Origin of the sequence: Kineothrix sp. MB12-C1 (assembly GCF_030863805.1) — a bacterium.
Lineage (GTDB): Bacteria > Bacillota > Clostridia > Lachnospirales > Lachnospiraceae > Kineothrix.
On the sequence record NZ_CP132957.1, the window covers coordinates 3694389 to 3716969 of the forward strand.

The following is a 22581-nucleotide window of genomic DNA, read 5'->3' on the forward strand; positions in this document are numbered from 1 at the left end:
TGATAGGAACAGGCTTTTGTACTGTACTACATCAAAGAATGAAATTAAGGGAGTGGATAACGTATGGAATTAAAGATTACATGTATTCCCGGCGATGGTATTGGGCCGGAAATCGTCGCAGAAGCGAAGAAGATATTGAATAAGACGGCAGAATGTTACGGCCACCAGATTATATATACAGACATCCTGATGGGAGGTGCTTCCATCGATGTACATGGCGTTCCTCTGACAGAGGAGGCGATAGCGGCAGCAAAGGCGGCAGATGCTGTCCTCATGGGATCTATCGGCGGAGATACCACTACCTCTCCCTGGTATAAGCTTCCTCCTAACTTAAGACCGGAAGCGGGACTTTTGGGAATTAGAAAAGCATTGAATTTGTTTGCTAATTTAAGACCGGCTATCTTATATAAAGAATTGGCGCAGGCTTGCCCTTTAAAGGAGGAAATTAGCGAACAAGGTTTTGATATGATGATTATGCGAGAGCTTACCGGAGGACTTTACTTCGGTGAGAGGAAAACAGTAGAAGAAAACGGCATTCGAAAAGCGACAGACACTCTTGTCTATGATGAGAATGAAATACGCCGTATTGCGATAAAGGGCTTTGATATTGCAAAGAAAAGACGCGGTAAGGTGACTAGCGTGGACAAAGCCAATGTTTTAGATTCCTCCAGACTATGGAGAACTGTAGTGGAGGAAGTTGCCAAAGACTATCCGGAGGTTACGTTGGAACATATGCTGGTGGATAATTGTGCGATGCAGCTTGTAAAAGACCCTGCACAGTTCGATGTTATTTTGACAGAGAATATGTTCGGAGACATATTGTCCGATGAAGCGAGCATGGTAACCGGTTCTATCGGTATGTTGGCTTCTGCATCCTTAAACGATACGAAATTCGGACTGTATGAACCGAGCCACGGTTCTGCACCGGATATTGCAGGCAAGGATATAGCGAATCCTATTGCTACTATCTTATCGGCAGCTATGATGCTTCGTTATTCTTTTGATTTGGATCAGGAAGCGGATGCGATTGAGCAAGCGGTGAAAGACGTGCTAAAGGAAGGTTTCCGTACAGCCGATATTATGTCAAAGGGTTGTGAGCAAGTATCCTGTTCGCGGATGGGAGAGTTGCTGGCAGAAAAGATTAAATAAGTAGTTGTACAAAAGAAATGATGCTATAATAGAAAGAATATAACTGTGAGGGCACTGAACAGTTACTAATAAAGATAGGAGAGATGAATATGAGAAGTGATTCCGTAATGACAGGCACCCAACAGGCGCCTCATAGAAGTTTATTTAATGCTCTTGGCTATACAGAAGAAGAAAGAAAACGCCCGATGATCGGTATTGTCAGTTCCTATAATGAAATTGTTCCGGGACATATGAACCTGGATAAAATAGTAGATGCGGTAAAATTGGGAGTGGCGATGGCAGGAGGTATGCCCGTCGTATTCCCGGCAATTGCAGTATGTGACGGGATTGCTATGGGACATATCGGTATGAAATATTCCCTCGTTACGAGGGATTTAATCGCCGATAGTACAGAAGCGGTTGCGATGGCTCACGGTTTCGACGGACTCGTGATGGTGCCTAATTGTGATAAGAATGTACCCGGTCTGTTAATGGCGGCAGCTAGAATCAATATCCCGACGATATTCGTATCCGGCGGACCTATGCTTGCAGGACGTGTAAAAGGAGAGAAAAAGAGTCTTTCTGCTATGTTCGAAGCAGTAGGAAGTGTGGCGGCAGGTACGATGAGTATAGAAGAGTTAGAGGAATTCGAAGAGAAGGTATGCCCGACTTGCGGTTCCTGCTCCGGTATGTATACGGCTAACTCTATGAACTGTCTGACCGAAGTGCTCGGTATGGGTCTGAAGGGAAATGGTACGATTCCAGCAGTATATTCTGAGAGAATCCGACTGGCGAAACATGCCGGTATGAAGATTATGGAATTGCTGGAAAGAGATATTAAACCCCGCGATATTATGACAGAGAAGGCATTTATCAATGCTCTTCGTATGGATATGGCACTTGGCTGCTCCACCAACTCTATGCTTCATCTTCCGGCGATTGCACATGAAGCAGGCATTGATTTGAATCTGGATATTGCCAATAAACTATCGGCAGAAACACCGAATCTTTGTCACTTGGCTCCGGCCGGCCCTACTTATATGGAGGATCTCAATGAAGCGGGCGGTGTCTATGCAGTAATGAATGAATTAAATAAAAAAGATTTATTATACACTGATCTTATTACAGCGACAGGAAAGACCGTAGGCGAAAATATTGCAGGCTGTGTGAATTGGAATCCTGAAGTAATAAGACCTTTGGATAATCCCTATAGTGAAAATGGCGGAATTGCTGTATTAAAAGGAAATTTGGCACCGGATTCCTGCGTAGTAAAACGTTCAGCAGTCCTTCCGGAAATGATGGTACATGAAGGTCCTGCACGAGTATTTGATTGCGAAGAGGATGCCATCGATGCCATCAAAGGCGGTAAAATCGTTTCAGGGGATGTGGTAGTTATCCGCTATGAAGGTCCTAAAGGGGGACCGGGTATGCGTGAAATGTTAAATCCGACCTCCGCAATCGCCGGTATGGGATTGGATGATAGTGTGGCGCTTATTACAGACGGACGATTTTCAGGAGCATCCAGAGGTGCTTCTATCGGTCATGTTTCTCCGGAAGCGGCAGTAGGCGGTCCGATTGCCCTTGTAGAGGAAGGCGATATTATCAGCATTAACATTCCTGAGAATACAATTAATATGAAAGTTTCCGAAGAAGAGCTGGAAGAAAGAAGAAAGAACTGGCAGCCGAGAGAGCCTAAGATAGTAACGGGTTATCTTGCCCGTTACCGTGAGATGGTAACAAGCGGAAACAGAGGAGCTATTCTGGAAATACCGAAGAAATAAGAAACGCGGAGATAGGGAGGCGAAATAAATGCAGATAACAGGTGCGGAAATCGTAGTACAATGTTTAAAAGAGCAAGGCGTAGATACTGTTTTCGGTTATCCGGGCGGAACGATTTTAAATGTATATGACGCATTATATAAACATAGTAAAGAAATCAGGCATATTTTAACAGCCCACGAACAGGGAGCAGCTCATGCGGCGGATGGCTATGCAAGAGCTACAGGAAAGACGGGGGTATGCTTGGCTACCAGTGGTCCGGGAGCTACTAATCTGGTAACAGGAATCGCTACAGCACAGATGGATTCCGTACCGATGGTAGCGATTACATGTAATGTCAACCTCCCTCTTCTTGGAAAAGATTCTTTCCAAGAGGTAGATATTGCCGGGGTTACTATGCCCATTACAAAGCATGGGTATATTGTTAAAGATGTAAGTATTCTGGCAGATACCCTGCGCAAGGCATTCCAAATTGCGAAGAGTGGAAGACCGGGACCGGTACTTGTGGATATTACGAAAGATGTGACGGCAGCTTTATGTGAATTTGAACCGTTAACGGGAGATTCCGAGGAAGATACGGCGGAACAGAATCCATCCACTTACACCGAAGAGGATATTGAGAAAGTTCTTTCATTAATTGCAGCATCGAAAAAGCCTTATTTGTATGTAGGCGGCGGGACGATCATTTCCGATGCTTTCGATGAATTGAAGGAATTCGTGAAGAAGTTGGATGCTCCGGTCTGCGATACTCTGATGGGAAAAGGTGCCTTCGACGGGCATGATGCTCTTTATACAGGAATGATTGGAATGCATGGAACGAAGACATCTAACTTAGGGGTGAGCAAGTGCGACCTTCTTATCGCATTAGGAGCCAGATTCTCTGACCGTGTAGTAGGCAATCCCCAGAAGTTCGCAAGTCATGCCAAAGTGCTACAAATCGATATTGACGCGGCGGAAATCAATAAAAATATTAAAACAGAAGCGTCCATCGTGGGTGATTTAAAAGAGGTTCTTTCTATTATTAATAAGAAAATGCCTCAAATGGAACATAAAGAATGGATTGCACATATACAAGAATTAAAAGAAAAACATCCCTTGAATTATAATAGAAGCGAATTGTCTTGTCCTTTTGTTATGGAGGAATTAGATAGAATAACAAAGGGGGAGGCAATTATCAGTACGGATGTAGGGCAGCACCAGATGTGGGCAGCTCAATATTACAAATATACCAAGCCGAGAACTTTCATTACTTCAGGTGGCCTTGGGACGATGGGATATGGACTCGGCGCATGTATCGGGGCAAAGACGGGAAGGCCTGATAAGATTTGTGTGAATATTGCAGGCGACGGATGTTTCCGTATGAATATGAATGAATTAGCTACGGCGAGCAGGTACGATATTCCTATTATTCAAATCGTTATGAACAATCATGTTCTTGGAATGGTACGTCAGTGGCAGAGTCTATTCTATGAAGGCAGGTATTCGCAGACCGTATTAAATGATAAGGTAGATTTTTGTATGGTAGCCAGAGGACTTGGGTGTGAAGCCATTCGTGTCACGACTAAGGAAGAAGTGGCGCCGGCCTTAGAGAGAGCGATTGCTTTGGGAAAACCGGTTCTTATCGAATGTATTATCCAAGAGGATGATAAGGTATTCCCTATGGTGCCTGCCGGTTCGGCGATTGAGGAAGCCTTTGATGAGAGGGATTTGGCAAAGGTAAAATGAAAAAAGCGGATACAAACAGGAAAATAGTAGGAGGCCTCATTATTACCTTCTTTATCGTTGCGATGTTGCTTTTGGGAGCTTATGTCGGGCTTGCAAGATATTACGAAGGGGGATTTTCCTACGGTACATGGATTAACGGAATCTATTGTACCGGCAAGACCGTGGAGGAAGTGAACGAAGAACTATTAAAGGAATGCAATTACTCGGGGCTGAGAGTTTTGGATAAGGAAGGATATTCATATAAGATAAAAGGAGACGATATAGGATTCTCCTTTGATTTTACAGAGGCTTTACACATTTACCTAAACAAACAGAATCCTTATCTATGGGTGATATCTTCCAAAGAACAGACGTTGGTTCCTGTTGTTTCCTATGAAGAAGAACGTCTTGAGGAAATTTTGGCGAATCTTTCTCTCTTTGCCGATACACTAAGTGACGGAGAGCGGGAAGTATACCTGCTTAGAACGCCGCGTGGCTATGAACTGGCTAACGAACGTATCGATGTGTTGAATCAGGATAGTGCAGAAGAAGCAATTAAAGGGGCTCTGAATCACTTTGAAGATGAAGTAGATCTTAGAACAGAAGGCTGCTATGAGGATCTGCCGCTCGATGAAGAGATGAAAGAGACTATTTCTCTTTGGGAAAAAATAGAGGAGTTTCAAGATTGCCGGATTATCTATCAATTCGGTGAAGAGCAGGTCCCGATTGATGGAGCGGTAGTTTGTAATTGGATCGCGAGAGGAGAGGACGGAAGCTTTCTTTACGATGAAGAGGGTAATCTGGCTGTCGATGATTCTAAGATCGAAGAATTTATAGAAAAGCTTGCGGATGAATATGATACGGTAGGCGGAATCAGGCATTTTGAAGCTACGCGGGGAGAGATGGTAGCCGTTGAGGGTGGTATCTATGGAAACAAGCTGAACCGTAAGGCAGAAAAGGTCTATTTAAAGAAGGCTTTTCGAGAAAAGGAAAAAGGGATACACACGCCTGAATACATGCAAAAAGGCTGGAAACAGGGCAAGGATGATATCGGTAGTACTTACATTGAAATCGATATGAAAGAGCAGGAAATGTATTATTATAAGAACGGCCGTCTGGAACTTCAGACTCAAGTAGTTACCGGTAATACGGGAAGACGTATGGGGACACCGGAGGGAGTCAATTATGTATACGGAAAACAGGAAAATCGTATTTTAAGAGGTCCGGGTTATGCCTCTCATGTGAATTTCTGGATGCCGGTAAAAGGAAACATCGGAATTCACGATGCCTCGTGGAGGAGTGAATACGGTGGAGAAATCTATCAGACGAATGGTTCCCATGGATGTATTAATACGCCTTATGAGGAAATGAGCAGATTCTATGAAATGGTAGAGGTAGGAACACCGGTTGTTATGTTTTACTGATAGAATACATAGTGAAGAAAAGGCATAATCATCAGATTGCATAAATATGCAAAATGATGTAACTTACAGTTGACGAATACTAGCAATAATTGTAAAATGATTTTTATGTATAAGGCAGGAGGATAAAAAAGTGTCCAGAGTTTATAATTTTTCGGCGGGTCCGGCAGTTTTACCTGAAGAAGTGCTAAAAGAAGCTGCAGATGAAATGTTAGATTATAGGGGAACCGGCATGTCCGTAATGGAGATGAGCCACCGCTCCAAGGCGTATGATACAATCATCAAGGAGGCGGAAGCGGATTTGAGGGAGCTTATGAATATTCCGGATAATTACCGCGTATTATTTCTTCAAGGCGGAGCCAGCCAGCAGTTTGCGATGATACCGATGAATCTGATGAAGAATAAAAAAGCAGCATACATACTGACGGGACAATGGGCCAAAAAAGCTTATCAGGAAGGGAAGATATACGGAGAAGCGATTGAAGTTGCATCTTCTGCTGATAAGACATTTTCCTACATACCTGATTGCTCCGATTTGGATATACCGGAAGATGTTGACTATATATATATATGTGAGAATAATACGATCTACGGAACGAAGTTTAAAACATTGCCGAATACAAAAGGGCATACGCTTGTAGCGGATGTATCCTCTTGTTTCTTGTCCGAGCCTGTGGACGTAGAGAAATATGGAGTTATATATGGCGGTGTACAGAAGAATATAGGACCGGCAGGAGTGGTTATCGTAATTATCAGAGAAGATTTGATTACGGAAGAGTGCCTTCCGGGAACGCCGACCATGTTAAAATATAAGATACATGCGGATGAGGGTTCTCTTTACAATACGCCGCCGGCTTATGGCATCTATATTTGCGGAAAGGTATTCAAATGGCTGAAAAAGCAGGGCGGCCTTGAATCGATGAAAGAATATAATGAGAAAAAGGCGAAGGTTCTTTATGATTTTCTCGATGAGAGCAAGCTGTTTAGCGGAACGGTAAGAAAAGAAGACCGTTCTTTGATGAACGTACCTTTCATTACAGGAAATGAAGAATTGGATGCGAAATTCATAAAAGAGGCGAAAGCGGCCGGTTTTGAAAACTTGAAGGGCCACAGAAGTGTGGGCGGTATGCGTGCGAGTATCTATAATGCGATGCCGATCGAAGGTGTAGAGAAATTGGTTGAGTTCATGAGGTCTTTTGAGGCAGAGAATGCCTAAAAATCGAAGATAGTAAAAGCAGCGTGACTGTGAAGATAATGAACAGTTGCAAAGTAGTAATATAAAATTAAAACAGCGAAATGAGAGGATGGGAATAGAGATGTTTAAATATCATTGTTTAAATCCGATTGCAGAAATCGGTTTAAATAAATTCACAGGAAAGTATGAAATGACAGAGGATGTTAATGCGGCTGACGGAATTCTGGTTCGCAGTGCTTCTATGCATGATATGGAATTTCCCGATAAGCTATTAGCAGTAGCGAGAGCGGGTGCCGGAGTAAATAATATTCCGTTGGAAAAATGTGCGGAAAAAGGTATTGTTGTATTCAACACTCCCGGAGCCAATGCTAATGGTGTAAAAGAACTCGTAATTGCTGGTATGCTTCTTGCTTCCCGTGATATCATAGGCGGTGTGAACTGGGTAAAAGAAAATAAAGAAGATAAAAATATTGCAAAAAGTGCTGAAAAAGAAAAGAAGAACTTCGCAGGTACGGAGATTCAGGATAAGAAGCTTGGTTTAATCGGCCTTGGAGCAATCGGTATTAAGGTGGCTAACGTAGCAAGACATTTAGGTATGGAAGTCTATGGTTATGATCCGTACTTATCCGTGGATGCGGCGTGGAATTTAAGCCGTGATGTAAAACATGTGCTGAATGTGGATGAAATATATGAAAACTGTGATTTCATCACTGTTCATGTACCGCTTCTGGAAAGCACAAGAGGAATGATTAACAAAGATGCCATTGCGAAAATGAAAGAAGGCGTGATTATTCTTAATTTTGCAAGGGATCTGTTGGCAAATGAAGCCGATGTGATTGAAGGAATTAAAGCAGGTAAGATCGGTAAATATGTAACTGACTTCCCGAACACGATTACAGCGGGTCAGGAAGGCTGTATTGTTATCCCTCATCTGGGAGCTTCTACTGAAGAGTCAGAGGATAACTGCGCGAAGATGGCAGTAGAAGAGATGATGAATTACTTGGAACATGGCGACATCGTAAATAGTGTGAATTACCCTGACTGTAGTATGGGGCCTTGCACACAGGCAGGGCGCGTAGCCATCTTCCACAAAAATAAGGCGAATATGATTACGAGATTTGCGGCATGCTTCGGCGATGAAGGCGTCAATATTACCGATATGGTAAATAAGTCTAAGGGAGAAGTTGCTTATACGATGATAGATTTGGAAAGCAGCCCCACACAAGAGATGGTGGAAAAGCTTCAGGCTATCGATGGTGTATTCCGTGTAAGAGTAGTAAAATAATATGATACAAAAAAAAGAGCATCCCCGGTCATTTGCAAACCGGAGACGTTCTTTTTTTGTATCATTCTATAAATCGACCAAATCTTTTTTTAATTGTGCTTCGGCCTGAACCCCGGCCTCGCTGGCAAGATCCATATATAAAATGAATACATCCTCCAGAGACATGTTTTTCTCCGCAGCAATTTCCTCCATAATAGGCTTGAGCGCTTCCAACTGTGTGGAAACAGGCGTCTTCTGAGGATCGATATCGCCAAGTACCTCTTCGGCATATTTACTGATTCTCTCCCATATCTGAATGTTTTCAACTGTCATGACTTACCTCCATAGTATATTATCGTTATTCGTAACAGTTCAGTACTTTCCCTGTTACTAGTTAATTTATAATTTTTATCCCCTTCATTTTACCACTTGATGCTTGTACTGTATAGGTTAATTTGCTAAAATAATTATATCACATAAGACTTGCGAGGGAGAAAAAATGGCGAATGTAAAACCTTTTAAGGCGATTCGTCCGGCAAACGGATTGGAAAAACGGATAGCGGCACTTCCCTATGATGTATATAACAGGGAAGAAGCAAAAAGAGAGGTAGAAAAAGAACCTCTTTCTTTTTTAAGGATTGATAGGGCTGAGACACAGTTTGGAGCTGATGTGGATACCTATGCAGACTGTGTTTATGAAAAGGCACATGAGCTATTATGGAATATGGTAGCGAATAAGGAATTAATCGAAGATACGAAGGATTGCTATTACGTGTATGAGTTATTAATGGAGGGGCGGACTCAGATTGGGATTGTTGCTTGCGCTTCTGTGGATGATTATATTCATCAGGTGATTAAGAAGCATGAGAATACGAGAGAGGATAAGGAGATAGACCGTATTCGTCATGTGGATGCATGCCAGGCTCAGACTGGCCCCATTTTCCTGGCATACCGTTCTCATCCTGTCATTCGCGAAGAAATCGAAAGAGCGAGAAAGACAGATGCTCTTTATCGTTTCACCGCTGAGGATGGAGTAACACATAGTGCATGGAAGGTGGAAGAAAAAGAAACGGTAGAAAGAATAAAAAACGCATTTGCAGAGATAGACAATATATACATAGCGGATGGGCATCATAGATGTGCTTCCGCGGTAAAGGTATCCTTGAAAAAAAGGCAGGAGAATCCGAACTATACGGGGGAAGAGGAGTTCAACTATTTCCTTTCCGTCCTGTTTTCTGATGATCAGTTGATGATTATGGACTATAACCGCGTTGTTATGGACTTAAACGGACTCGATAAAGAGAAATATTTGCAGAAAGTTGAAGAGCAGTTTCAACTTACGAAATGGGGAGAAGCTCCGTATCAGCCGGAGAAAAAGGGGAGTTTCGGTATGTATCTCGATGATTTCTGGTATAAGCTCGAGGCAAAGGAACCCTATGATGATGATCCGGTGGAAGCCCTTGATGTGACGGTTATTCAAGAGAGGTTGTTGGCACCTGTACTTGGTATTTATGATCCGAAGACGGAGAAGCGGATTGATTTTGTCGGAGGAATTCGGGGATTAAGGGAGCTGGAACGCCGGGTACGCACCGATGCGAAAGTAGCATTTGCCTTATATCCGACTTCTATTAAGGAATTATTTGCAGTATCCGATGCCGGCAAGCTGATGCCGCCGAAATCCACGTGGTTCGAGCCTAAGTTAAGAAGTGGTCTATTCATTCATAGAATATAAGTAACTATGAGGGTACTGAACAGTTAGGTAAATGCGGCAAATAAGGAGATACATAGCGGAAGGGAAGGGATTATGATGAATCATAAATTGTATAAGCTAATGGATTGGCCGGAAATAGAGGCAATTATTTATTCGGAATCGGATAATCCCCATAAAATATTAGGGGCTCATGCGGTAGGAGGCAATACGCTGCTTCAGGCATTTTTTCCTGGAGCTAAAAGTGTTCTCGTGCAAAATAAGAAAGAGAAAAAAAGCTACGAAATGGAAATGGCCGATGAAGAAGGCTTCTTTGCAGTATTGATTCAGGGAAAATGGGCTGGGCAGTATGAATACATCGTAGAAGGGGAAGATGGAACATTAAGAAAGATACAGGATGCTTATCGGTTTGCACCGCAAATAGAGGAAAAAGATATCGATAAGTTTACAGCAGGAATTCACTACACTATCTATGAGAAGCTGGGTGCGCATCCGATGAAGATCGATGGGATAAAGGGTGTTTATTTCGCTGTATGGGCACCAAATGCACTTCGTGTGAGTACTGTGGGAGATTTCAACAACTGGGATGGAAGAATGCACCAGATGCGCAGACTCGCGGATTCCGGCATTTTCGAGATCTTTATTCCCGATGCGGAAGTAGGGCAAAATTATAAGTTCGAAGTTAAGACAAAGAGTGGGATGACTTATCTGAAAGCAGATCCCTATGCCTTTGGACAGCAACTTCGTCCGGATACGGCTTCCGTTATTAGAGATGGTTTGGGAGTCGGAGAAGACATATTCATGTGGGAGGATGAGGCTTGGATTACAAAAAGAGGGGAGAAACAAGGACAGGGGAAACCGATTAGTATCTATGAACTATATTTGGGCTCTTTTAAAGCAGGAGAAGACGGCGGATATTTAAATTATAGAGAGTTGGCACCTCTTATTATCGAATATGTGAAAGAGATGGGGTATACTCATATTGAGTTAATGCCCATTATGGAGCATCCTCTCGATGGATCATGGGGCTATCAGGTAATCGGTTATTATGCTCCTACGTCCAGATATGGAACACATGAAGATTTCATGTATTTTATGAATGAGATGCACAAGGCAGATATCGGTGTGATTTTGGATTGGGTACCGGCACATTTTCCAAGGGATACTCATGGACTTTCGAATTTCGATGGTACCTGTTTATACGAGCATCAGGATCCGAGAAAGGGATTCCATCCCCACTGGGGAACCCTTATCTACAATTATGGAAGGCCGCAGGTGTCCAATTATTTGATTGCTAATGCCCTATATTGGATCGAGAAATACCATGTGGATGGAATTCGCATGGATGCAGTCGCTTCTATGCTGTATCTAGATTATGGGAAAAATGACGGGGAATGGGTAGCCAACATCTATGGCGGTCATGAGAATCTGGAAGCTATTGAATTCTTAAAGCATTTGAATTCTATCGTGAAGAAACGAAATGAAGGTGTGCTTATGATTGCGGAGGAATCCACTGCATGGCCGAAAGTTACGACAGATGTGGAGGATAATGGACTTGGCTTCGACATAAAATGGAATATGGGATGGATGAATGACTATTTGGGATATATTGCCTATGATCCATATTTCCGTTCTCATCACCATAATGAACTTACGTTCAGCATGATTTATGCTTATAGCGAGAACTTTATGCTTGTATTTTCCCATGATGAAGTTGTCCATGGAAAGGCAACAATGATCGGGAAGATGCCCGGTGAGATGAAAGAAAAGTTCTCCAACTTAAAGCTGACTTATGCTTATATGATGACACATCCCGGGAAAAAGTTGTTATTCATGGGGCAGGATATTGCGGAATTCCATGAATGGAACGAAGAAAGGGAAGTGGAATGGGGACTATTGCAATATGACAGCCATAAAGGTGTGCAGAATCTGGTAAAAGCTCTAAATAATATTTATACAGAATATCCGGCACTTTATAAGTATGATACTTCATGGAATGGTTTCGAATGGATTAACTGCATTTCTTCCAACGACTGCATGCTTGTATTCATGAGAAAAGCAGATGAGCCGGAAGAAACATTAGTTGTAATTTTGAACTTTGCAAATATAGAAAAAGCTTTCACCGTAGGGGTGCCTTATGAAGGAAAATATAAGGAAATCTTAAATACGGACGATAAGAACTTCGGTGGAGAAGGAAGGGTGAATGAGGGCTTTTTGATGACACAAGAGGAAGAATTCGATGGAAGGCGTTATTCCATAGAAGTGACGAGTGCGCCGTTATCTGCAGTGCTTCTTACTTATATTCCTTATACTCCTGAAGAAAAAAAGGAAGCGGATAAAAGAAGAGAAGAGAAAATTCGCAGAGAAAAGGCAGAGGCACTGGAGCGGCAGCGTAAGGATCGAATAGCTTTACTTGAAAAGCAGCGTATGGAGAAGGAAGCAGAGGCTGAAAGAATGCTGAAAGAAGCGAAGAAAGCGCAGGAGTGTGCGAAAAAGATATTAAAAGAAGCAGAAGCTGTTCGAAGAGAAGAGGAAAAGATTCGTAAGGAGAGAGAGAAGTAAAGGTTGAAAGAATCTCCTTCTTTCAGCCTCTGAAAGGATCGGGAATATATGGAATATCTTGAGGTTTTGGCAGCGCTTACGACAGAGGAAAGGATCAGTATAGGAGTGATTGAGAAATTTTTACAGGAGCTTCCTGAAAAAGCATGGCATTTAGGAACAAGAGTATTACTGTCCGTTATTGTATTCATGGTGGGCGTACAGCTTATTAAAGTGATACGCAAGATAGTTAAGAAGTCTTTGGTGAGAGGGCATGCGGATAAAGGCGTTATACAGTTTATCGATTCCTTTTTAAAAGCGGCATTATATGCAGTGCTTATTATTACAATTGCCTCCGGATTTGGACTGGATGCTGCGAGTATTCTAGCCTTGCTCGGTTCTGCCGGTGTGGCAATCGGCCTTGCAATCCAAGGAAGTTTGTCCAATTTCGTGGGAGGGGTTCTTATCTTGCTTATTAAGCCCTTTAAAGTAGGAGATTATATTAAGGAAGATACGAACGGCAACGAAGGCAGTGTGAAAGAAATTGAGTTATTTTATACGAAGCTCATTACACCGGACAATAAAATAATTGTACTCCCTAACGGTACCCTCGCTAATTCCAGCTTAACGAATGTAACCGCATGTGATAAACGGCGAATGGATATTACGGTTAGAATTCCTTATACCGCAGATATTAAGTTAGCGAAAGAAGTTCTGGAGCAAGTGTTGAAAAATGAGGAAGCAGTATTGAAAGACCAAGAGCATTTTGCCTATGCCAATGAATTGGGAGATGCTTTTGTAAGCATCGGTGTAAGATGCTGGTTCACTATGGAAGATTTCTGGCAAGGGAAGTGGCGGGTTACAGAGAATATTAAATACGCACTCGATGAAGCCGGGGTTAGTATCTTCGCCCCTCAGATGGAAATAACGCTTAAGGAAAAGTGCGAATAAAGCAAAAAAATATGAAAAAAAGACTAAATTATGCTTGCCAAAAGAACGAATAGACATTATAATAGCATTTGGTATCTGATGTAGATACCAAATTGCTTCCGTGGCTCAGCTGGTAGAGCGACGCATTCGTAATGCGTAGGTCAGGGGTTCGAATCCCCTCGGGAGCTTCCAAAAGACATAGCTTACCGTCAAGGGTAAGTTATGTCTTTTTATATTTATATGTGATATTATAGGTTTAAGTTTCTTATATTGCTTAGCTAAATAGGAATTCTGAAATATACAAACAGGAATTTATGGAGGTGATGAAGCTATGTTACTTGAAGAATTTGATTCCAATAGAAATGCGGTTATCAACGCATTTGATATAATTCAACCGATAAAAAATATTCCCCCAATTGCTGTTTCATGTTTTTCGCGAATAACATTCGATAGATTGCTCAAAGAACTGAATGGTGTTCCAATTGCTTCGACAGGAACGGCAAATATGGATATTCCCATATATAAAGTTATCTATAATGGAATCGAAATGGCATTGTTTATGTCATATGTCGGAGCGCCTGGTTGTATAGCTATTTTAGTAGATGTATTTGCTATGGGCATAGAAAAGATAGTGCTTTTTGGCACTTGTGGGGTATTGGATGCTGGAATAAAAGATTGCTCAATTATTATACCAAATGCTGCTGTGAGAGACGAGGGAACTAGCTTTCATTATGCTCCCGCATCGGATGAAATTAAAGTTAATATAAAGTATCAGGATGAATTTATTGAAATTTTAAACAGACATAAATGTTCATATACTGTGGGAAAAGTTTGGACTACGGATGGTTGTTATAGAGAGACCCGTGAAAAAGTAAATAAACGAAAAGAAAACGGTTGTATCTGTGTAGATATGGAATGTTCAGCGGTTGCTGCTTTGGCAGGTTTTAGAGAAAAAGAAGTATTCCATTTCTTTTATGCGGCAGATAACCTGGATAATGACGAATGGGATGCACGAAGTCTGGCAAATTCAGCAAATGTTTTGGATAAAGATAGAATTGCACTGTTAGCTATGGAGTTAGCCACCAAACTTATGTAGGTGATAAAACCTCATTTCTAACTTATAAAAATTTGTGCCTAAAGGCAAAAATTTTTTCCACCATTATCACAGGGAAAGATATAGCTTTTCTATTTTAAAGCTTGACTTGAACATGATGTCGTAGTCTATATTCCTTATATAAGGTTAAGAAAGGAGGGCGTGAACATGGATTACAAACGGTCAGCACTGTTTCAAGGGAATATGGCATATCCACGAGAATGCTCCGTTATTATGAACAAAATGGTCTTATTAAAAGCATGAGGAAAGAGGGATACTCGTATAGGGTTTATGACGAAGCAAACCTCAAACGCTTACAGCAGGTTATTGTTCTGCGTAAACTGCAAATTCCGATAAAACAGATTTGTATTATCCTGAACAATCCTAATGCCAGCGAGGTAGTTGACGTTTTCAAGAAAAATATACAGGAATTGGATAGCGAGATTACCGCTTTATCGACCATAAAAATAATCTTGGATAAATTTGTAATTGAGATTGAGGAAATAGCTAACCTTAATTTGGACCTGGACTTCATCAGTGCTGATTCTGTATTGGAAATGACTCGCTCCCTCTCCTTAGTCCAAAAAAATGTTAAGGAGAGTATTACTATGAGCCATTTATTAAAAGCGGCAGATGTTTTGAACAAATTGGAAAATGTACGGGTTGTATATCTTCCGCCAATGACCGTTGCGTCTTTCTATTTCTCGGGAGAAAATTCCGAAGAAAAGGCGTGGCAAGCAATGACTGACTTTGTTAAGCAAAACAATTTAATAGACGCAAAGCCTGATTTAAGGGTTTTTAAGATTGCACATCAAAACGCAACAGGTAATAATTTTGGAGATGAGGTGTGGGTTTCGATTCCTGATACATTAGCTGTTCCATCTGCCTTTCATAAAAAACGATTCCTTGGTGGACAGTATGCAGCTCATGTTTTGGATAACAACGGCTTTGAAGTTGCGTTAGGGTTGCAAGACTGGATCAACGAAAGTGAAAAGTATCAATATGACTTTGACGGAAATTTAATTCGTGTTGACCCACCAATGAATGAAATTGACAGCTTTGGGGGCATGCATCTTGATTTGTACGAGGTTCTAAATTTCAATAATTTTCAAAAGTCCGATTTTGAAAATCAAATTGACTATCTGACACCGATAAAAGATTATATTATATCGGAAGAAATATTAGAGGAGATACCTGGAAGTAAGGAAAAGTGTGGATTTAAGGCAAGCATCATTTCAAAAAACAAATTTAGAATTCTGGGATTTACAAAAATCATAAGGGGGGATGAGAGTGTTGAAGGATTTATTGAAGAGGTAAGGCGTGACGGCCGCTTGGACATCCTAAACAATTTCAGAAAGCCCGGTTCACCTATACTGGGCTTTGGCTCACATGACTTAGATTCCCAAATGCAGGGTGGGTGGCGTTATACTATTTGCCTTGCAGAATCGGATATTATCGATTTAAAAGCCTTCATGCAGCATAATTTATATATTGAAAAAATAGATGCTTCAAGATGGTTGATATTTGAGTACACAAAGGCAGATATCTTTGATGACCATGCCGTCTGCCCAAAGCTGGGATATACTTGGAACGGTATTATTTCGGGGTCATTTACAGCAACCCCTGACGGTAGGATATGGAAACCTAACCCAAGAGATGAGGCAGAAATGACAAGTGTCGTTTATGGTTGGTATCCAATTAAATGAATGATAAAACGTTTTTTCTTGGCATGGAAAACTTTTGAATGAAATATGTATTATTATACTGATGGGAAAGAGGTGAATCCTTGAAAACTGAAAAGGCGAAGTCAATCGGAAAGATTATACTTGTTTTTGTCTTGTCGGTTGTAATATGGCGATTAACATTCATACTTTTCGATACTCAGAAATTTGCATATAATGTATTTCGGCACATTGCCGCAGGTCTCTTTCTTTCGTTTTTAATCTGTGTGCTTATGATTGTTATGCTTCACGCTGAGAGGAGAACAAACTCTTTTTCAGAGAAAAAGGCAGTTTCCAGTCATTTGAAAGACCTTAGTTTCGGTTTTCTGTGCTGGATAATTCCTGCTGTAATAAGCATATATGCTTTTGTATCGGCAGGGCAGGTTGTAATAGTTTTACAGACCGAATCAACCACTTTGATTTTGGGATTACTTGCCCTGCTCGTTGCAGTATTTTTCATAGAGGCTTTTCCTGAGGAAATTACAAGAGGTTATCTTTATTCTCGCCTGGAAGCTGTTTTTTCGCCTTGGGCAGCACTTCTGGCACAAACCTTCTTATTCACTTTGTTTGCTTTTTTGATAGGCTCACTATATTCAATAGACCAATGGCTCTTCATCCCTGGATTTGGATTTTTATTGGGATATTTTCGGATGTTGAGCGGAAGCATCTGGTTTTCAATGGGATTTCATGTTGCAATGATGACAGTTACCCAATCAATAGGCCCCATGCAGAAACTTATTGAGGTAGATGGGAATTTTTTTGTTGTAAGGTTTCTGTCTTTTGTGCTTATCCCTGCAATCAGCGGTTCCATTATTCTGAATTTGAAAAAGAACCATATTCCGGCATCCTGAAAAATCTTTTTTGTAATGTGTTTGCAAAAATTTGGTACTATAAATGCAAATAAGAATTTGTCGGATAGTAAATTGCGGGTTACTTATGTAGTTTCAATTCAACCAACAGTCAGTTGTCACGCTTATAGCCTTAGATTAGGATGATTTCGAGGTAATAATTATGAATGGTGTAAAGACTGGTCAGTTAATTGCGTCAATTCGCAAGCACAAGAGTATGACACAGCAGGATATGGCAGAAAAATCAAGTGAAATTTCTATACAGGTTCTAAAAAAAGAAAAAAGAACACGAAAAGTACTGGCTGTTGTGTGCACAGCGGCCATGTTAATAATAACCTCCATACTATCCATATGGGGACCAATCATTTTTCAGAGAGGAAATCCACTTCCATATTTGATTGCTGTGACAAAAATCAGTGATGTACAGCCATATGTACAAGTGGGGAACAAGGAAGGCGTTTTTATATCAAAACGCGGTGAATGCCCAGAGTTATTTGAATATGTTGAAGCCAATAGAAATGTAGAGTTTGTCGAACAAGCGGGGAGTGGATATATATTTTCAAACGGTGTAGCGCATCTCATTGTCGGTTCAGAAATCTATTGGGGTAATTACACAGTTTGGATCGTACCACATCATACCTTGGAAGCACCATAGTGATAGTAAAGGAACTGCTTTTATTAAAATCAAAAATTGTTCCGGTAAATAAAGAAACGAGATATACCAATTGGCGGGTGCATTTAATATTGTTCGAAGTGGAGCCGTAGCAATAGAAATTTTTAATAGCCAGTCAGAAACATTTCAAATGAAAACGTCAACTTAGATACAATGTTGATGAGCCGAAAAGTCCAGTGATACTGGGCTTTTTATTTTTCTCCGTTGTGGGGATAGAAAGTTCACGTACATATCAGTTTGATATTGTCCATTTTATCAAATATAATAAATGGTAAGGATTCATGTTAAGTTTTATAAAGTTTAAGGTAACTGAAAGGTAATGTTAAATCAATATTAAGGTTCGATTGGATAAACTGAAAGGTTCGGCTGTTATGATAGATTTACAGCCGGGAGATGCGAGATAAATAAGGAGGGATACATCGTGAACCAAACCATTCTGATTGTGGATGACGAAAAAGAAATCCGTGAGCTTCTGCGGCTGTATATAGAAAAGGACGGGTATTCTGTGATGCAGGCCGAAAACGGATTAGAGGCGCTTAAACAGGCCGACTCAGCGCAAATTGATCTGGCAATCATCGACATTATGATGCCGGAGCTTGACGGCTACCAGCTTATCAAAGCCTTGCGGGAACGTGGGAATCTTCCCATTATCGTCGTGAGCGCTAAAACAGAAAACCATGAAAAAATCTTGGGTCTCGACCTCGGGGCGGATGATTATGTAACAAAACCTTTTGACCCTCTGGAGGTGCTTGCCCGAATTAGAGCCAGACTGCGCCGCCATGGCGAGCAGACGGCGGATTTCGCCGCGGCTTTGTTGAAAGTGGGTGGTTTGATGCTCGATACTTCTGCTTGTACTTTGCGATCCGACAACGAAAGCATACAGCTTACAGCAACAGAATTTAACATGATGAAGCTATTTATGCAAAGTCCCGGCCGTGTGTTTACCAAACAGCAGATTTATGATGCCGCATGGCAGGAAACGGTCACCGTTGATGACAATACGGTGATGGTCGCCATCAGCAAGCTGCGAGGCAAGCTTCCCGGCGATTGTGCGGTGTCCATCGGGACAGTCCGAGGGCTGGGGTATAGGTTGGAGGCGTAAAGATGAAGCGAAAACACAGTATATTAAGAACCGTTGTGCTTAGGTTCATCGGCTATTTTCTCGGAATTGAGATTGTCATATCTGTATTAGAAGACATATTCAGTGCGCTTGTGTATGGCGCTGAAAGAGATTTCCCTTATGACGGAATCCCCGGTATAGCGGTGGGGATGGAGCCGTACCAAGTTGCACTTATCATTTTATGGGGGCTGGTGCAGTTGGCAGTATACTGTGTGGGAATTGCCCTTTTTGCGCGCAGTATAAGCCGCAAAGTTTCTTATCCGGCCGGGCGCATGGCAGAAGGATTTAGGGAGGTTTCAAGCGGCAATTTGAACATTTCGCTGGATTTTGAAACGGAGACCGAGTTCAAAGAAATGCGAGATGCCTTCAACCACATGACACGTAAGCTCAAAGACTACGAAGAAAAACGTATGACTATGGAAAACGAACGAATGCGTCTTTTCTCGCATATCGCCCATGATCTGAAAACTCCGATGACGACGATTACGGGATATGCCGGCGCTCTGGCAAGCGGCATGGTGGATGATGCGGATAAACAGCGGGAGTACCATATGGCAATTAAAGCAAAATCAGACCAAATGAACGCATTGGTTGACCAACTGCTTTCTTATTCCAAACTTGGCGCACCGCAATATCGAATGAATTTAGTTCCAGCCGATATAGCGGAACTGCTTCGTGTAGCTTGTGCCTCCCTCTTCGGCGAGATTGAGAGTAAGCAGATGGAACTTACCCTGCGGCTGCCGGAAGAACCTGTATATTACAAAATGGATTCGCTGGAAATGAGCCGCGCCATCGGCAATCTTCTTACAAACGCGATTCGCCATAATCCCGCGGGCAGTCTGTTGGCTGTGAGCCTGACGGAAGAATCGGAGCATATCATAATTCAGATTGCGGACAGCGGTGCGACTATTCCTAAAGCAATCGCTGGGAATTTGTTCGAACCCTTTATTTCCGGCAATGATTCAAGAAGTTCAGGCAGCGGAACCGGACTGGGGCTTGCCATTGTGAAAAAGATTGTGGAACAGCATTCCGGCCAGGTCTTTGTGTCGGACACACTTGCGCCCTACACAAAGATGTTTGTTTTGCGCTTGCCTAGAAATAAAAATGGAGGAGGTAGATATGTACAGTAATCTCATTAAAAATGACATACGCAAAAGCAAGCTGATTACCGCAACAATCACAGCATTTATCCTGATTGCGGCTATGCTCACCGCCTTGGCAGTTTCTCTAAGCGTGAATTTAGTAGGTGCTATTGATCATATACTGCTTTCGGCAAAGGCGATTCATTTTATACAGATGCACACCGGCGATGTGGATATGGAACAACTTCGGAACTTCGCCGAAGACCAAGAGGCTGTGGAGGATTATCAGGTACTGCCGTTTCTCAACATCGACGGCGCCGAAATTGTAATAGGAGACAATACCCTTGCCGATAGTGTACAGGACAACGGTTTTTCCATACAGAGTGAAAGATTTGATTTCCTGCTCGACTTAAACAACGAAATCATCCGTCCCACAAACGGCGAAATCTATTTCCCCATTTACTATATGCAGGAGGGTAACGCGAAGCCCGGCGACAAGGTTACTATTCATGGCGTGGATTTTACCTTGGCGGGATTCTTACGGGATTCCACAATGAACGCGGCGCTCGTATCCTCCAAACGATTCCTTGTGAGTGAAGCTGACCTTGAAAAAATCCGAGAGTTCGGGCAATTGGAACAGCTCATAGAGTTCCGGTTAAGGGACGGCGTTTCTTACGCGAATTTTGAGACTGCCTATTTCGATGCGGGACTTCCGGCAAACGGTCCGCCAGCTATCATACACACGCAAATAAGGCTGATGAACGGTCTTACGGACGGCATCATGATAGGCGTACTGGCGCTGATTGTCATACTGGTAATTATCGTTACATTTTTGTGCATCCGCTTTACGCTACTGGCGAAAATCGAGGAGGATTACAGGGAAATTGGCGTGTTAAAGGCCGTTGGGATGCGGCTGAGCGACATCAAAAAACTCTACCTCTCAAAATATGGTGTCATCGCCGGAATAGCCTGTGTACTCGGATTCCTGCTTTCTGTTCCGATTTCGGGCCCATTCATGCAAAACATTCGCCTATACATGGGAGAAAGCGACCGTCAGACACTTCTATTGGGCTTGCTTTGTGGATTTGTCGGTACGGCGGCAATTTACGGCGTAGTTTTGCTGTATGTAAACGGAGTGTTGCGGCGCTTTCGGAAAATATCGGCGGCGCAGGCGGTTAGGTTCGGCGCGCCCCGGGAAAAATCAAAATCGGTGAGAGGCTTCCGGCTGAGTAACAACCGGCTCTTTCCTCGGAATGTATTTCTCGGAGTCAAGGATATTCTTACCCGTAAAAAACTCTATGTGACCATGTTGACGGTGCTGATTATCTCGTCTTTCGTTATGATTGTACCACAAAACATCTATAATACGATTTCGGCAAAGAGCTTTATCACCTACATGGGCATGGGGATATGCGACGCCACTTTATATATCAAGCCAACACAGGCAAAGGACGTCACCCAAAAGGGCGCGGAAGCAGCAAATTTATTGGCAACAGACGCGAACGTGGAAAAATACGCAATGATAACTACCAAAATGTTCGATATGAAAGCAAATGACGGCTCCATGCAGAAGCTGAGAGTGAGCTTGGGCGACCATACAACCTATCCCATTACCTATTCTCAGGGAACGGTTCCACGGACAGAATCGGAAATCGCGATTTCCACCTTGTACGCAGACGACCTCGCAAAAACCATTGGTGATGAAATTGTTCTAACGGTTGACGGCGCTGAGAAACGACTGACGGTCAGCGGGGTTTACTCTGACATTACCAACGGCGGTAGGACGGCGCAAGCTATTTTTGCAACTAATTCCGGGGATATTTTATCGATCAGTATTCCAGTTACCTTCCGTGCGGGTGCGGACGCTGAAGAAATCATAGCGCAGTATAACAAGCAATTACCTTTCGCTAAAGCCTACGGTGTTGAGGAAAATATCGATCAGATGTTAGGCCCTATGATAAACTCAATTAAGATGGCTTCCTACGCCGCAATAGGGGTAACAGTTCTGCTCACCGTACTGGTCACAATGTTGTTTATGAAGATGTTGGTAGCCAAAGACCGCTATTCCATCGCGATTCTGAAATCAATGGGCTTTACAAGCGAGGGTATTCGCGGGCAATATATGACACGCTCTGTCATTGTGCTGGTGCTGGGAGTTATCATCGGAACGATAATGGCCAACACGCTCGGCGAGTACGTTGGCGTTGCGATCGTATCCGCATTCGGCGCAACTACTTTCAATTTCGTGGTCAACCCTTTCTTCGCCTACATGGTTTCCCCGCTGTTGATTGCGACGTGTGTGTGTATCGCCACATTGCTGGGAGTATCAGATATTCGCTCACTCAAGGTTTTCGAACACATTAAGGAGGCATAGGCC

At 42.4% G+C, this 22581-nt stretch carries 17 protein-coding genes and 1 tRNA gene; 17 read left to right on the forward strand and 1 reads right to left on the reverse strand.

The genetic code is table 11. The annotated features are described in order from the left end of the window. Positions 1 to 63 precede the first annotated feature (63 nt). The 6 genes from leuB (at position 64) to RBB56_RS16960 (ending at position 8512) form a co-directional block, all read left to right on the forward strand. Entirely contained in the window at positions 64 to 1149 is a 1086-nt protein-coding gene (gene leuB, locus RBB56_RS16935) for a 3-isopropylmalate dehydrogenase (RefSeq protein WP_306720133.1), read from the forward strand. 89 nt (positions 1150 to 1238) lie between these two features. Further along, a complete protein-coding gene (gene ilvD, locus RBB56_RS16940) occupies positions 1239 to 2909 on the forward strand; it encodes a dihydroxy-acid dehydratase (RefSeq protein ID WP_306722202.1) in 1671 nt (556 codons plus the stop codon). Positions 2910 to 2937: 28 nt separating this feature from the next. Beyond that, on the forward strand, positions 2938 to 4632 hold the full coding sequence (gene ilvB, locus RBB56_RS16945) for a biosynthetic-type acetolactate synthase large subunit (RefSeq protein WP_306720134.1): 1695 nt from the start codon (positions 2938 to 2940) through the stop codon (positions 4630 to 4632). Next, positions 4629 to 6035, forward strand: a complete 1407-nt coding sequence (locus RBB56_RS16950) for a L,D-transpeptidase family protein (RefSeq protein ID WP_306720135.1) — start codon at positions 4629 to 4631, stop codon at positions 6033 to 6035. The genes ilvB and RBB56_RS16950 overlap by 4 nt, the downstream gene beginning before the upstream one ends. Positions 6036 to 6165: 130 nt before the next feature. Beyond that, on the forward strand, positions 6166 to 7248 hold the full coding sequence (gene serC, locus RBB56_RS16955) for a 3-phosphoserine/phosphohydroxythreonine transaminase (protein ID WP_306720136.1): 1083 nt from the start codon (positions 6166 to 6168) through the stop codon (positions 7246 to 7248). A gap of 100 nt (positions 7249 to 7348) precedes the next feature. Further along, positions 7349 to 8512 carry a phosphoglycerate dehydrogenase gene (locus RBB56_RS16960; RefSeq protein WP_306722203.1) on the forward strand — a complete coding sequence of 388 codons (1164 nt, stop codon included), beginning with the start codon at positions 7349 to 7351 and terminating at the stop codon, positions 8510 to 8512. 66 nt (positions 8513 to 8578) lie between these two features. Here RBB56_RS16960 and RBB56_RS16965 read toward each other — a convergent pair whose 3' ends face one another. After that, positions 8579 to 8824 carry a hypothetical protein gene (locus RBB56_RS16965; protein ID WP_306720137.1) on the reverse strand — a complete coding sequence of 82 codons (246 nt, stop codon included), beginning with the start codon at positions 8822 to 8824 and terminating at the stop codon, positions 8579 to 8581. Between the two features lie 166 nt (positions 8825 to 8990). Here RBB56_RS16965 and RBB56_RS16970 point away from each other — a divergent pair, with 166 nt between their 5' ends. The 11 genes from RBB56_RS16970 to RBB56_RS17020 all read left to right on the forward strand — a co-directional run bounded on the left by RBB56_RS16970 (position 8991) and on the right by RBB56_RS17020 (position 22578). Continuing rightward, positions 8991 to 10223, forward strand: a complete 1233-nt coding sequence (locus RBB56_RS16970; RefSeq protein WP_306720138.1) for a DUF1015 domain-containing protein — start codon at positions 8991 to 8993, stop codon at positions 10221 to 10223. A 75-nt stretch (positions 10224 to 10298) separates the two neighbouring features. Beyond that, complete coding sequence (gene glgB / locus RBB56_RS16975) at positions 10299 to 12761, forward strand: 1,4-alpha-glucan branching protein GlgB (RefSeq protein WP_306722204.1); 2463 nt, start codon at positions 10299 to 10301, stop codon at positions 12759 to 12761. A 48-nt stretch (positions 12762 to 12809) separates the two neighbouring features. After that, the gene (locus RBB56_RS16980; protein WP_306720139.1) at positions 12810 to 13688 is read left to right on the forward strand and encodes a mechanosensitive ion channel family protein; all 879 of its coding nucleotides are present in this window, start codon (positions 12810 to 12812) and stop codon (positions 13686 to 13688) included. 94 nt (positions 13689 to 13782) lie between these two features. After that, positions 13783 to 13855 (forward strand) — tRNA-Thr (locus tag RBB56_RS16985). Positions 13856 to 13998: 143 nt separating this feature from the next. Next, positions 13999 to 14763: a nucleoside phosphorylase gene (locus RBB56_RS16990; RefSeq protein WP_306720140.1), complete on the forward strand. Its 765-nt coding sequence runs from the start codon at positions 13999 to 14001 to the stop codon at positions 14761 to 14763. A 218-nt stretch (positions 14764 to 14981) separates the two neighbouring features. Continuing rightward, positions 14982 to 16466, forward strand: coding sequence for an effector binding domain-containing protein (locus RBB56_RS16995; protein WP_306720141.1), 1485 nt, complete (start codon positions 14982 to 14984; stop codon positions 16464 to 16466). Positions 16467 to 16546: 80 nt separating this feature from the next. Then, positions 16547 to 17332 (forward strand): CPBP family intramembrane glutamic endopeptidase, encoded by a 786-nt coding sequence (locus RBB56_RS17000; RefSeq protein ID WP_306720142.1) that lies wholly within the window; start codon positions 16547 to 16549, stop codon positions 17330 to 17332. Between the two features lie 160 nt (positions 17333 to 17492). Beyond that, complete coding sequence (locus RBB56_RS17005) at positions 17493 to 17984, forward strand: hypothetical protein (protein ID WP_306720143.1); 492 nt, start codon at positions 17493 to 17495, stop codon at positions 17982 to 17984. A 439-nt stretch (positions 17985 to 18423) separates the two neighbouring features. Further along, positions 18424 to 19104: a response regulator transcription factor gene (locus tag RBB56_RS17010; RefSeq protein ID WP_306720144.1), complete on the forward strand. Its 681-nt coding sequence runs from the start codon at positions 18424 to 18426 to the stop codon at positions 19102 to 19104. A gap of 2 nt (positions 19105 to 19106) precedes the next feature. Next, a complete protein-coding gene (locus tag RBB56_RS17015; protein ID WP_306720145.1) occupies positions 19107 to 20252 on the forward strand; it encodes a HAMP domain-containing sensor histidine kinase in 1146 nt (381 codons plus the stop codon). Further along, the gene (locus RBB56_RS17020; protein WP_306720146.1) at positions 20242 to 22578 is read left to right on the forward strand and encodes an ABC transporter permease; all 2337 of its coding nucleotides are present in this window, start codon (positions 20242 to 20244) and stop codon (positions 22576 to 22578) included. Before RBB56_RS17015 ends, RBB56_RS17020 begins: the two co-directional genes overlap by 11 nt. Positions 22579 to 22581 lie beyond the last annotated feature (3 nt).

Bases quoted from the DNA above. Each gene is read 5' to 3' on its own strand.
- glgB (WP_306722204.1), top strand. From the start codon at position 10,299: ATGAATCATAAATTGTATAAGCTAATGGATTGGCCGGAAATAGAGGCA.
- ilvD (WP_306722202.1), top strand. From the start codon at position 1,239: ATGAGAAGTGATTCCGTAATGACAGGCACCCAACAGGCGCCTCATAGA.
- RBB56_RS16950 (WP_306720135.1), top strand. From the start codon at position 4,629: ATGAAAAAAGCGGATACAAACAGGAAAATAGTAGGAGGCCTCATTATT.
- leuB (WP_306720133.1), top strand. From the start codon at position 64: ATGGAATTAAAGATTACATGTATTCCCGGCGATGGTATTGGGCCGGAA.
- RBB56_RS16980 (WP_306720139.1), top strand. From the start codon at position 12,810: ATGGAATATCTTGAGGTTTTGGCAGCGCTTACGACAGAGGAAAGGATC.
- RBB56_RS16990 (WP_306720140.1), top strand. From the start codon at position 13,999: ATGTTACTTGAAGAATTTGATTCCAATAGAAATGCGGTTATCAACGCA.
- RBB56_RS17015 (WP_306720145.1), top strand. From the start codon at position 19,107: ATGAAGCGAAAACACAGTATATTAAGAACCGTTGTGCTTAGGTTCATC.
- RBB56_RS17005 (WP_306720143.1), top strand. From the start codon at position 17,493: ATGAATGGTGTAAAGACTGGTCAGTTAATTGCGTCAATTCGCAAGCAC.
- RBB56_RS16965 (WP_306720137.1), bottom strand. From the start codon at position 8,824: ATGACAGTTGAAAACATTCAGATATGGGAGAGAATCAGTAAATATGCC.
- RBB56_RS16970 (WP_306720138.1), top strand. From the start codon at position 8,991: ATGGCGAATGTAAAACCTTTTAAGGCGATTCGTCCGGCAAACGGATTG.
- RBB56_RS16995 (WP_306720141.1), top strand. From the start codon at position 14,982: ATGCTCCGTTATTATGAACAAAATGGTCTTATTAAAAGCATGAGGAAA.
- RBB56_RS17020 (WP_306720146.1), top strand. From the start codon at position 20,242: ATGTACAGTAATCTCATTAAAAATGACATACGCAAAAGCAAGCTGATT.
- RBB56_RS16960 (WP_306722203.1), top strand. From the start codon at position 7,349: ATGTTTAAATATCATTGTTTAAATCCGATTGCAGAAATCGGTTTAAAT.
- ilvB (WP_306720134.1), top strand. From the start codon at position 2,938: ATGCAGATAACAGGTGCGGAAATCGTAGTACAATGTTTAAAAGAGCAA.